This window comes from Flavilitoribacter nigricans DSM 23189 = NBRC 102662 (assembly GCF_002646595.1).
Classification (GTDB): domain Bacteria; phylum Bacteroidota; class Bacteroidia; order Chitinophagales; family Saprospiraceae; genus Flavilitoribacter; species Flavilitoribacter nigricans.
The window spans coordinates 131,350-143,903 of record NZ_PDUD01000009.1 but is presented as its reverse complement, the minus strand read 5'-3'; the positions used below and the strand labels follow the sequence as shown (position 1 = coordinate 143,903).

The 12,554-nt window shown below is 53.0% G+C and carries 7 protein-coding genes; 2 read left to right on the top strand and 5 right to left on the bottom strand.

The annotated features are described in order from the left end of the window. Nucleotides 1-229: 229 nt before the first annotated feature. The 5 genes from CRP01_RS05445 to CRP01_RS05425 form a co-directional block, all read right to left on the bottom strand. The gene (locus tag CRP01_RS05445) at nt 230-6,127 is read right to left on the bottom strand and encodes a T9SS type A sorting domain-containing protein (protein WP_170110237.1); all 5,898 of its coding nucleotides are present in this window, start codon (nt 6,125-6,127) and stop codon (nt 230-232) included. 265 nt (nt 6,128-6,392) lie between these two features. Then, on the bottom strand, nt 6,393-6,815 hold the full coding sequence (locus CRP01_RS05440) for a hypothetical protein (RefSeq protein ID WP_099149163.1): 423 nt from the start codon (nt 6,813-6,815) through the stop codon (nt 6,393-6,395). A gap of 165 nt (nt 6,816-6,980) precedes the next feature. Then, nucleotides 6,981-7,652, bottom strand: coding sequence for a hypothetical protein (locus CRP01_RS05435; RefSeq protein ID WP_099148997.1), 672 nt, complete (start codon nt 7,650-7,652; stop codon nt 6,981-6,983). Between the two features lie 132 nt (nt 7,653-7,784). Beyond that, a complete protein-coding gene (locus CRP01_RS05430; protein ID WP_099148996.1) occupies nt 7,785-8,900 on the bottom strand; it encodes an SH3 domain-containing protein in 1,116 nt (371 codons plus the stop codon). A gap of 103 nt (nt 8,901-9,003) precedes the next feature. Further along, a complete protein-coding gene (locus CRP01_RS05425; RefSeq protein ID WP_099148995.1) occupies nt 9,004-9,870 on the bottom strand; it encodes a sigma-70 family RNA polymerase sigma factor in 867 nt (288 codons plus the stop codon). Nucleotides 9,871-10,045: 175 nt separating this feature from the next. Here CRP01_RS05425 and CRP01_RS05420 point away from each other — a divergent pair, with 175 nt between their 5' ends. Together CRP01_RS05420 and deoC are read left to right on the top strand one after the other, a co-directional pair. Next, complete coding sequence (locus CRP01_RS05420) at nt 10,046-11,632, top strand: FMN-binding glutamate synthase family protein (protein WP_099148994.1); 1,587 nt, start codon at nt 10,046-10,048, stop codon at nt 11,630-11,632. A gap of 68 nt (nt 11,633-11,700) precedes the next feature. Further along, on the top strand, nt 11,701-12,462 hold the full coding sequence (gene deoC, locus CRP01_RS05415; protein ID WP_099148993.1) for a deoxyribose-phosphate aldolase: 762 nt from the start codon (nt 11,701-11,703) through the stop codon (nt 12,460-12,462). Nucleotides 12,463-12,554 lie beyond the last annotated feature (92 nt).

The window sequence follows — 12,554 nt, the reverse complement described above, 5'->3', positions numbered from 1 at the left end:
CAACCAAAGGCTTTCTTTATGATCTGTATTAAACCATAGACTGATATTGATCATTTCAAGGTTCCCAAATAATGGGCAAGCAGGATGGCGTCCCGTTTGTCGTCAACTCGACTTTAACGTTTTCAATAATAGGATTCCGCGCCCTCGCAAAGCTGTAATCTAATTTTAAAACATACGATCATAAACCGGATGTCTTAAAATCGCTCTGTGAATTCGCCGTCCCATTATCCTACCTTCCGACCACCAAACGTTCCGCAAAAACTACCCGTCCTCGGTGCAGTACTGCCACCTGATAAACACCCGCCGGCCAGTTGTGAATATCAATGGGGATATTTTGTTGGGTCTGCCGGGGCAGAATTTCCCGCAGGACCAGTTTACCGAGTACATCCAATACCAGCAGCTCGCTGTCTACCGCCCGCGGGAAGGTCAATTCCAGCCGGGCCAGCTCCGATGCCGGATTGGGGAACAAGCGTGCGGATTGGAGAATCTGCGGATCAATGATATCGGTAAGGGTCAGGCTCACGATGTCCTGGCAGCCTTCACTGTCGGTAACGGTCAGGCTATAGGTGCCCGTGCTCAGATCTTCGATCACGGCGGTGGTATCGCCAGTACTCCAGAGGTAAGAGTAACCCGGCTGCCCACCGGTCACGATCACCGACGCCCGTCCGTTGTCGAAATCGGGCGGTTGGGGTACGCTCACCTGAAGATTCACTACGAGGTCGTCCGGACTGCTCACATCCAGTTTAAAAGTACGGCTACAGCCCTGACTGTCACTGAATTCCAGAGTGTACATGCCCGCCGGGACATTGTTCAGCTGGGCTTCATTTACATTGGCGATGGGTTGTCCGTTGCGGAACCAGTCGAATTGGTAGGGCGGGGTTCCTCCGGTGATCTTCACCCGGGCCGCACCATCCGAAGCGCCAAAACAGCTAACCGGAACGGTAACCGTTTCGACCTCCAGCAGATCACCGCTCTCCGGGACTTCCAAAGCAGGAAATGTCACCTGGCAGTTATCCGCATCGCTCACGGTCAGGCTGTACTGACCCGCCATAAGGCTGTCGAGATCTTCCGTAACGGCCCCGTTACTCCAGAGGTAATCGAACGGCGGGAGACCTCCGCCGACCGTAATATCAATACTACCGGTAGCTTCTCCAAAGCAGGCGATGGGCTCGATCACGGTATCCGTCAGTTCGATCAGTGGATTAAGCGTAAGGATCGAGTCCGTAAAGTTAAGGGTGCAGGCATTGGCGTCAATAACCTGGAGCTGATAGGTACCGCTGGAAATGTTCTGCAGGTCCTCTTCGAGGCTGATCACGGTACCGGCCCCGTTGGTCCACTGGTAGGAGTAGGGCATCGTGCCCCCGCTGATGCCTACTTCCAGGCTTCCATCCGATCCACCGAAACACTGCACGGATTGATTGTTATCCAGCTGAATGCTCAAAGGTGGTGGTTCCTTGACGGTGAGCACGGGAGAAGCCACCCGGCATCCCGTATTGACGTCCGTCACGGTCACGCTGTACTGGTTGTGCCGGCTCAAACCGCTTACCGTGATGCTGTCGGAGTTAGTATTTTCGAACAGGCGGGCCGGTCGAAAAAGGTAGGTATACTGTCCCGAACCGCCGCTGATCTTTGCCGTCATGGTCGCATCGGCAGCGCCGAAGCAGGAAATATCGGTCACATAAAAGCTATCCAGTGCCAAAGCAGGTTCCTGCGGTCGTACCTTAATAGAACGAATGATGTCCTGGCAACCCAAAGCGTCGGTCACCGTTACGTTGTAGTCGTCGGGTTCCGGTGCCGTGAGGGTCGCCTGATCGGCTCCGTTACTCCAGCTATACTGATAAGGTGGGGTGCCGCCGGTAGCCGATGCCCGCAGGATATCGGATTGGCGCGGATCACAGGGATCCCCTTTGATGATATCCACCTTCAGGTTCAGCATCGCCGGCTGACTGATCCGGAAGGTGGTGTCGATGGGGCAGTTTTGCTCGTCAAATGCCTGGAGCCGGTAATTTCCACTGGGGATCTCGTAGATACCCGGATCCTCTACCCCCTGGCCCACCCAATTGATCCGGTAGGGAAGGGTGCCGCCGCTGAGATCTACTTCAATATAGCCGGTTGCGGCTCCATTGCAGACCACCTGACCCAGGTCAAAACCCTGGATCCGGAAGGCCTCGGGTTCCACCAAGGTGATCGTATCGGTAACCAGGGCACAACCCAGGCCATCGGTTACCGTCAGCTGATAGTCGCCTGCACCCAGAGTGAATCGATCCTGATCGGTAGCGCCGTCGCTCCACTGGAAAGAAAAGGGAGGCGTACCTGTCTCGGTAACCAGTACCTGGACAAATCCGTCCGTTACACCAAAACAGGACGGCCCTTTAACCGATAGGTCCAGATCAAAAACCTGGGGCGCTTCGAGCGTAATGACGCTGTCCTGCAAACAGCCCCGGCTATCGGAAAGCGTAAGGCCGTAACTACCGCTTGAAATATTGTTCAGTTGCAAACCCTCCGCCCCGTTAGACCAGCTTGCCGTAAACGGCCCAACTCCGGTGGGCGTCAGCTGTATACTACCGGTATTGGGGCCGACGCAGTCCGGCAGCGTCAGACTGATACCGGGCTCCAGGATCTCTTCCGGCAGCAGATCAATGGATAAGGGCGCCGTGGTGCATCCGTTGGCGTCGGTGACCGTCAGAACGTAGCGGCCCACGGCGAGCGTATCACGGTTTTGGATTGTTGCACCGTCATTCCAGACAAAACTATAGGGACCGGTACCTCCGTTCACACTTAACTCGATAGCGCCATTGGGAACTCCCTCACACAGCGGTGCCGTTTGGTCCACCAGTGCTACTGCCAGCGCGGGCGGCTGAGTAATGGCGAAAGTACGGACCGCACTACAGCCGTTGAAATCGGTAATGGTAACTGTATAATTTCCGACGGACAGCTCAAACAATGCCGGAAGTGTACTGCCGCCGGTCCAGCGGTATTGATAGGGCGGTGTGCCTCCCTGCCCGCTGACCTGCAGATAGCCGTCATCCGCCCCAAAACAACTCAGGTTTTTTAGAGAATCCAGTTGTACCTGGAGCGTATCCGGAGCGGATACCAGCACGCTTTCCTCCAGGCTGCAGTTATTGATATCGGTGAGCGTAAAGGCATAGTAGCCGCTGGCCAGACCATTCCGGGTAGCGGTCGTTTGGCCGGTAGCCCATCCGATCGTATAAGGCTCGTTCCCACCGAAGAGATTGAGGGTGATCTGTCCGTCTTCGGTGTCGGCGCAGCTGGCCGGTGCAACGGTCGAACGAAATCCCAGCGGTGCCGGTTCGGTCACTTCAATATCACTCAGCACCGTCGTGCAGGGGCCGTCGGTAATGGTAACCGAATAGAGCCCACCGACAAGCTGATCAATATCCTGCGTATCGGCTCCGTTGCTCCAGCTATAAATCGGATTATTCCCGATTACGTCCAGGTCGATCCGGCCGTCTTCCGCTCCTCCGCAGCTCACCTCATTGACGCGGATGGCTTCCACTACTGCTCCCGGTCCCTGTACCAAAACATTACGCAGATAGAAAGCGCACTGCTCGGATGAACTGTCCGTAATGGTAATGCGGTACGAACCCTGCGGTAAGCTGGCGATAACGAAGGTATCCTGAGCGCTGGTCGCCGAACCGCTGACGCCGTTTATGCCGGACCACTGGTAGGTAAAAGGGGCCAGCCCCGTCAGCGGAGATAGAATAATACTCCCTTCATTGCCGTCGCAGCTGATGGCATTCGTTACCTGCCGGAACAACGAATCGATACTATTGGAGGTTTGCACCACTACGCTGTCCGTACTGAAACAACCGTTCTCATCGGTCACCGTCACGCCGTAGATTCGGGTATCCCCGCTGATCTGTCCGGCCCGGACGGATAGGGAGGGAGTCGTGCGACCGTTTTCCCAAAAGTACTGGTAGTTCCCACTGCCTCCGGTAGCGATAACCTCCACAGTGGTAGTAGACTCTTTACAAAGAATAAAGGAATCGGTGGGGCTGAAGCTCAGATCCGGTCCCGGACTCAGCGTCAGGGGGATCGCTATTTCATCCCGGCAGCCGGCGTCGGAGCTCATAAGCGCGTAGACCACCGTATCATTTTGCGCCGGGATCAGCAGATCACTGATCTCATTTTCGGGCAGTGCCGGACTGGCACTGTGGAAACTCAGGGTACCGTTGGTAAAGTTTTCGTCCACAATATCTATCGCGGCCAGATTAAAGGTATCTCCGGGGCAGGCATTCGGTGTATTGTTCAGACTAAGTTGGGGTTGGGGGCGAACGTGGATCTCTACCGTAGTCGGAATGTCCGAAGCGCAGGTGAAATTGGTCTCAATCGCGTAGTAGGTATAGATTACGGTGTTCGGCGTGTTATTTTCCGGTAATTCGGGAGCGAAACAGGGCCCGATGAAAACCGGGGTTTCGAGTGCCGGATCATCGTACCAGACGGTGAGAAAGCCCTCGCCGGCCGTGGCACAGATCTCGGCCGTTTCCCCCGAGCAGATGGTATCGTTGGCACTTAGCGGGGACGGCAAAAAAGTATCATCATCCGGACCGTTGCAGTTGTCGTCGACCCCGTCGCAGGGGACTTCCGGCCGGCCGGGATTGATATTGGGATCATTGTCGTTGCAATCCAGATTATTATCTGTGTAACCCGGCGGTGGCTCGGGAAGGCAGCTCAGAATAAAGGCACTTCCGCTGCCGTAACCGTCTTCATCGAGATCCACATAATAAGGCTGTTCCGGATAGGCCAGCAGCCGGGAACCGTAAAAAACAAGATGATCGAGGGCAATATCCCCGCGAAAGCCGTCTCCCTTGGTACCGACAAACCGGAACTGCATGGTACTTCCTTCCGGAAAGTCAGACAAACTCAGGTAGACCTTATTCCATTGATTCCCCTGATCACCTATCTGTTCCCAGACCGGTACCCAGCTAAAGCCGCCGTCGAGCGTGGCTTCCAGGGCCAGGCTGCCGATGGTGTTGCCGTACATATGGTAGTTGAAAGAAAAATGACAGGTATCAGAACCGGCGGTATTGAGCTCCACACAGGCCGACAGCAGAATTGCTTCGGAACCGGCGGCACAACTGCTTCCACTGGATTCCAGATAGACATATTTCCCATCACCGTTGGCATCAGAGCTGGGACCGGTACCCTGGGTGGCAACGGGGCCGCTGTGCACGATCCAGTCGATATCGGCTATTGGCGCATTCCGCCACAAACCGGTCATCGGGCATTCCGCGCCACAATTGGTGGTGCAGTTCGTTTCGGTGGCGAAGGTGGTTTCAATGGTCGGTGCCGGAGGCCGGCAGCCGGTGGTGAGGCTGTCCCCGCAGGTATTTCCCGAAAAGCTATTGCTTTCCGCACAGTAGCGCCGAACGTACAGGTCCAGATCCGTCAATTCCGGTAGTCCACTGATGGTAAACGGCGGGCAGTCATTGACAATAACCACCTGACCTTCCGGACCCGCCGTGGAATCTACGCCGGGCGTGAAACCGGGCGGACCGTATTCAAAAACGGTTATTCCACAAAAGCCTTCCGGACTCAGTGATACGATAGCCGCAGTGCTATCGACCTTAATGCTCGTGATCTCTTCCACCGGCAGACAGCTGATCGGTTCAAAGACCAGTTCCACAAATTCCAGGCTTCCGGCGTCTTCGTCAACATCGTCGCAGACAATGAGCTTCCAGGTGCCGTTGGGATCGGTAATGGAATCGTTGAAGGTATAGAAATGCTCTTCGGGCCGAACCGCTTCGTCCAGATAAGGGTGGACAGCTTCTGCGATGGAGAGGCAGGCATTGTTGCGAAACACCACGGCACTATCGCAGTTTAGCGCATCCGGCCGGCCGTAGTCGTCTTCTCCGCCGCCGTTGTCCGAACTCAGATCGATGATCTGTCCACCGGGAGACTGCAGAGAGATATCCAGGTCGTTCAGCCAGCCGTGGCGGATGATCAGTTTGACTTCCTTGAGGTAAACATCGGTACCGAGGCTCGAGCCCGGGGCATTGGTCACCGCTATGGAAAAAATATTGGGTTGGTAAAGCGGGCTATCCTCGGGGCAGGTATCATCGTTTATGGGTAAACCCAGCTGGCAGGCGGACGGATTGCTGAGCACCGGAGGTGATTGAGCGTGGAGGAGAGCATGAAAACATATAATAAAAAATGTTAGGCAACAGATGGTTTTTTCCATAGGGAGGTACGGTATGTTTTAGGACAATTTGGGGATAGCCTGAAGACAAAATAACGCAATCTGGGCGGTAAAGGAAAATAAAAAACAGAAAATGCCCTGCCCTGGCAAAAACCAGGACAGGGCATTTCTTTCCAGGAAATCATCCGCAGGCACCGCCGCAGATATTAATGATTTCCGGCAGGTGTACGGACTACATATCCTTTACGGAATTCCGGTCCGTTAAAATATCTTTCAGTTCCTTAAGCATTTCGTATTGATGGGGGAGTACTTTTTTCAAAGCGTCCTTCAGCAGCACATAAGTACCCTTCTCCATGCCTTTGATCTTCTCTTTCAGCTGCATGGCATCTTCGTACAGCATACTTTTCAGCGAGGGAATTTCGTGCCAGTCACCTTCCACCGCCCAGCCTTCTTCCAGGTCTCCATCGGCCTGCTTTACCGGGTCCAGCGCGATCATCTTATCCATATCATCGGTGCTGCTCTCGGAATTATCCTGCAGATCACCCTGCGGAAATGCCCAGTTCTCGTTGTCCTGATCTTCGTTCATCAAGAAGACTTCCAGTCCTCTTTCCCGAAAACGATAGATGATTAAGTTTACTTTTTTTCTGAGATCCATAACCAATGGAGTATATGCTGAAAAAATAGAGTCATACAAAAAAGCGATCAACCGGAGGGGCTTTCCAGGCGATGCGGCATTTTGGGTATTAAACAGGGAAATGCCTAAAAGGTTGGGGAATAGAATACAAAGAAAACACAAAAAATCGACTTTTTTAAGACCCGCTTATTCTCCGACGGTTTCTTTAACCATTTCCAGCAGAGAAACGGATAGCAAAAGCATTTCTTCTTCCTGCGTCAGATCTTCCCGAACGAATTGAAAAGCGCGGGTACTGATGTCGTCCTTAGCGGCCGGCAGGGCTTTGACCATACTGGCCACTTCGCGTTCGCCAACCACTACCGGTGCTATCTTTTTGTCTTCCCGATTGATCCGGGCCAGCATCTTTTTGGATTCGGCACTGTAGAGTACGCCGTTTTCCTTGTTGTAGGTACCGACCAGTTTGTTGTCGATCACCACCTGCACTCCCTTAGGGCGTATCCAGTAAGCGTATTCGTGTTCAGCCGTGCGGCAATAAAGCAGACCGTGGGCATTTTTACCAAGGTACTTCTTATAACTGTAAGCTACGATAGGCTCCTCGAAAATGGTCGTATAGATCCCTTTTCCGGAGGTGGTAAACCGTTTGGTGATGGAATTTTTGATCTGCGTCAGCGAAAAAAGTTCCAGTTCCTTGCGGTCTATGGGCACAAGTTCATCCACCCATTGATCCATGTCGGACTGCATGCGCTTCAGTTCTTCCCGGATGCGTTTTTCGCCCGGGCTGAACTTGGTAAGGACGGTAAACAGCAGCCCCAGGCCTCCCACGGTGATCAGTAATAACAGTATAGTAAGAAATGCCATTGGTATATTGATGTTAAAACGTTAGCCCCCGTTGATCGCCCGGTGTGAAGGCCGAAGCGGAAAGGGGGATTTCCCGGTCATCCGAAGCGATTTCGCTTCGGATGACCGGCTGATTTGTTAGCTCAGGTCCTGTTATTCACCCGCCCGGGCGTTGAATCCGATCCCGTGTACCACCGCGCTGTCCAGTTGAAGACGACGGGTATCCAAAGCGACCCGGTCGGTTGCAGTAAATATACTCCAATTCGCCTGGATTATGGAATCTAATTCCTGTTTCACGAGGGTATCCGGTTCCCAGAAGTGAATATTGGGTTGGGTCAGATCGGCCAGGATCTGATCCTTTAATTGTAACAGGGCTCTAGAAAATAAAGGTGTCCGGGATTCTAATTGTTCAATCTCAGCCAAAATATCGTAGGTTATTCCCCGTCCCAGCAGATGATGGCCGCCATAATCCCAGGTTTGCAGCTCCCAGGCCGGGTAAAAATATTCAATACTATCCTGGGGATAGCACCGGGCCAGAAGGGAAAAGAAGCGATCGTCCTGCTTACCCGGGCTTTTTCGAGCCATTTTTAACCACTGTTTATAGTCATTGAACAGGTAGTAGACGGTGCCTTCGGCTACCAGTTGGGTCACGTAGGCCGGAATGAAATTGTCTATCCAGAACAGATCGGGTAGGGGACCCGTATCGTAACTGTGAGATTTATTTTCCAACATCGGTACGAGGGTGTCCCGCAGCGATAGTCCCAGCCGGTAAGTTTCGGCTATGGCTTTTTCCGAAACGGCCTGTTGCCAGTTCTCCCGGTAGGTTTCCAGTTTCAGATAGGCCGCATCCCCAAAGATGGAGCGCAGTAATTTGCTGCGACGGAATTCCTGCAGATCAGCTCCGCTAAGGGCGGGGGCAACTTCCCGGGCGTAGATCCAGCCGCTCTGCCCGGTGGAATCCTGTACCTCCAGCCAGGGTTCGTCGAATTTTTCGGCACCAAAACTTATCTGAGTCGTGTGCCTGCTTACCTCACCTAGATCCTGCAGGGAAGCCCATTTATTCAGTTGTCGGATCACTTTTGCCTGCGGATCGGGAGCCGCACGCAGGCGTCCGTTCGGGACCACTACCTTAAGATCCATAGCCATCACGGAAGTCTCCTGGGGGGCGTCCACCTCCGGGTTTTCTTCGGTTTCGGAGCCGCACGCAACGATCAGCAACAGGCAAAAAAATAAAAAGCCCTCCAGGAAGGGCAGGGCATTTTTCTTCATGAAAAAATAGTGTTTAAATTGACGGTCAACAGCTACAATGGCTCCAACGGGGGAGCCATTATTCGTACATGGTGATAACAGAAAATAACGGTAAGCTGCCGTATTATCCTAAGTAGGATTTCAGGGAATTTCGGTTATAGGATTTGCGCAATCTGCGGATGGCTCTTTCTTTGATCTGCCGCACCCGTTCTCTGGTCAGCCCGTACAGGTCTCCGATCTCTTCCAGGGTGAGCGGCTTGTAGCCGTTCAGACCATAGTAAGCGGAAAGTACCTCCACTTCGCGGGGAGAAAGAATGGACAGCCCCTGCTGAACTTCATCTTTGAGGGATTGTTCCATCAGACTGGTATCCGGACTCATATTCTCGTCACTGGAAATGGTGTCCAGCATGGTAGAATCTCCGTCTTCTCCGCTAATCGGAGCATCAACGGAAACGTGGCGGCCGTTGCCTTTGAGCATATTGGCAATTTCCTTGGGAGTCATGTTGAGTAACTCGGCCAGTTCATCGTGCGTAGGTTCCCGTTCGAACTCCTGGACAAAGGAAATAAAGGCTTCGTTCACCTTATTATAAGAACCGACCTTGTTGAGCGGTAGCCGGACGATCCGGGAATATTCAACGATGGCCTGTAGAATGGACTGGCGGATCCACCAAACGGCGTAGGAAATGAATTTGAAGCCTTTGGTTTCGTCGAAGCGACGGGCCGCTTTCATCAGACCTACGTTACCTTCGTTGATCAGGTCACTTAACGACAGGCCCTGATTCTGATATTGCTTGGCAACGGATACTACAAATCGTAGATTACATTTGGTCAGTATCTCCAGTGCTTCCTGGTCTCCACTTCGAATGCGCCGTGCCATTTCCGCCTCTTGCTCAGGAGTGAGCAGATTTATTTTCCCTATATCATTTAGGTACTTATCCAGAGCCAGGCTCTCTCTGGTGGTAATTTTATTCGTAATTTTTAGCTGACGCATAGTTAAAAGGGATTTTCGGAGATGTTTTCGTTAGGTAATATACGCCTTTTTGCTTTAAAAAGTTGCCATCCGGTTATAATAAGCGGACATTTTTCGATTAATTAGCTGATCGCTTCTATATAGGGATGATTCCAATCTCTAAGCGCAAAAAGTTACTATTTATTAGTTGCACAACATGAGGAACGAATTTTTAGCCTTCTCCATTATCTCGCTGGGCCTAGTTTTTATTGTCGGACATTACGCCTGGCCACCTATCTTTTGGTTGTACTTCATTCTGGTTCCCATCGTATTGTTAGGGTTCTATGATATGTACCAGCACAAGCACGCGATCATGCGGAATTTCCCCATTTTGGGACGTGGCCGGTATGTTATGGAGGAATTGCGGCCGAAACTGTACCAGTATTTCATCGAATCGGATACCAACGGCCGGCCGATCAGCCGCATCTTTCGTTCGGTCGTTTACCAGCGGGCCAAGCGCCAACTCGACACCTCTCCCTTCGGTACCCAACTGGATGTATACGAAGAAGGCTACGAATGGATGAACCACTCCATCGCGGCGCTGGATACCCACGAGCTGGACAACGATCCGCGAACCAAAGTTGGCAGTCAGCACTGTCAGCAACCTTATATGGCCAGTATTTTTAACGTGGCGGCTATGAGTTTTGGTTCCTTGAGTAAAAACGCCATAGAGGCCCTGAACGGAGGCGCCCGCATCGGTGGTTTTGCCCACAATACCGGAGAAGGCGGCATCAGTCCCTACCACGAAGCGCAGGGCGGGGATCTGATCTACCAGGTTGGGACCGGGTATTTCGGCTGCCGTACCGAGGATGGCGATTTCTCTCCCGAAGCTTTTGCCGAACGCACGGCTTCTCCCCAGGTGAAAATGATTGAACTGAAACTTTCTCAGGGCGCCAAACCCGGACACGGCGGTATTCTTCCGGGGCGAAAAAATACGCCGGAGATCGCACAGATCAGAGGTGTGAAAGTCGGAACAGATGTGCTTTCGCCGCCCTCCCACAAAACCTTTAGCACGCCGGTAGGATTGCTGGAGTTTATTCGCCAGATGCAGGATCTTTCGGATTTCAAACCCGTCGGTTTTAAACTGTGTATCGGCAAAAAAAGCGAATTTATCGCGATCTGCAAGGCCATGGTGGAGACCGGGATCTATCCCGATTTCATAACCGTTGACGGGGGCGAAGGTGGCACCGGAGCGGCCCCGATGGAATTCTCGAACTCCGTGGGTATGCCCTACCGGGAAGGGCTGGCTTTCGCCTACGATGCGCTGGTGGGCTTCGACCTTAAGCAGCACGTGAAATTGTTCACTTCCGGTAAGATCATGACCGGATTTCATATCTTCCAGTCGATCGCTCTGGGGGCGGATGCCACTTACAGCGCCCGCGCCATGATGCTGGCCCTCGGATGTATCCAGGCGCTCGAGTGTAACCAAAATACCTGCCCGACGGGCGTGGCTACCCAGGATAAGGAACTGGTAGCGGGTCTGGTCGTCAGCGACAAGAGGGTACGGGTTGCGAACTATCACCAGGAGACCCTACATTCGTTCGTCGAATTAATGGCGGCGGCCGGTATTTCCGACCCGGCACAGATCAACCGCAGTCACATTTACCGGCGGATCAGCGTCAACGAAGTCCGTCGTTACGATGAGCTTTATCCACCCCTGGTGAAAGGTTGCATGTTGAAAGAAAGTACGGTACCGGAAGTGTACCGCAAGGACTGGCAGGAGGCCAATCCCGACCGGTTCTGACGGCCGACACTATCCGTATAGAACGGAGCCGTACGCCAATACATCCTTCAAATTAAAAACGAACAGACATGGATCCTGTAACCGAACTCGCTAAAATGATCGATCACTCTTTACTTCACCCCACTATGACCCGCGAGGATCTGGAGGAAGGGTGCGCGATCGCCCGAAAATATAATGTAGCTTCCGTTTGTATCAAGCCGTACGCCGTGGAGGACGCCGTCCGCTGGCTGGCCGGTTCGGACGTTCTGGTCGGTACGGTGATCGGGTTCCCGCACGGGAATTCTACCACAGAGATAAAAGTTGCCGAAGCGGAAAAGGCCTGCCGCGACGGAGCGACGGAGATCGATATGGTGGTGAACATCGGAAAAGTACTGGGGGAGGACTGGGCATTTGTGGAGCAGGAGATCGAAGCTGTTACGAAAGTCTGCCACGCCCACGGGGCTATCGTAAAAGTGATCTTTGAAAATGATTTTTTGCCGGAGGATAAATACAAGATCAGACTCTGCGAGATCTGCAGTAAGGTCCAGGCGGATTTTGTCAAAACCTCTACGGGCTACGGGATGGTGAAAGGATCGGACGGAAAGTACTCCTATCAGGGAGCCACGGAATCCGACCTGAAACTGATGCGCAAACACAGTGCGCCCGGAGTGCAGGTAAAGGCAGCCGGCGGCGTTCGCACCTTGGAAGACCTGCTGAAAGTCAAAGATCTGGGAGTCACCCGGGTAGGAGCCACGGCCACCATTGCCATGTTGGAAGCAGCCAAAAAGAAATACGGTGTTGCCAGCGATGTCGATCCGTCAGCTATAGGAAAGGACACTTCCGGTTACTGATCGAAAGCACGGCCGTTGCACACGCAGCGGCCCATTACCCAATACATCCTTCAGCTGGGCAGGCCTATAAACTGTATACCAATTAATTATAC

Bases quoted from the DNA above. Each gene is read 5' to 3' on its own strand.
- CRP01_RS05425 (WP_099148995.1), bottom strand. From the start codon at position 9,870: ATGCGTCAGCTAAAAATTACGAATAAAATTACCACCAGAGAGAGCCTG.
- CRP01_RS05420 (WP_099148994.1), top strand. From the start codon at position 10,046: ATGAGGAACGAATTTTTAGCCTTCTCCATTATCTCGCTGGGCCTAGTT.
- deoC (WP_099148993.1), top strand. From the start codon at position 11,701: ATGGATCCTGTAACCGAACTCGCTAAAATGATCGATCACTCTTTACTT.
- CRP01_RS05435 (WP_099148997.1), bottom strand. From the start codon at position 7,652: ATGGCATTTCTTACTATACTGTTATTACTGATCACCGTGGGAGGCCTG.
- CRP01_RS05440 (WP_099149163.1), bottom strand. From the start codon at position 6,815: ATGGATCTCAGAAAAAAAGTAAACTTAATCATCTATCGTTTTCGGGAA.
- CRP01_RS05430 (WP_099148996.1), bottom strand. From the start codon at position 8,900: ATGAAGAAAAATGCCCTGCCCTTCCTGGAGGGCTTTTTATTTTTTTGC.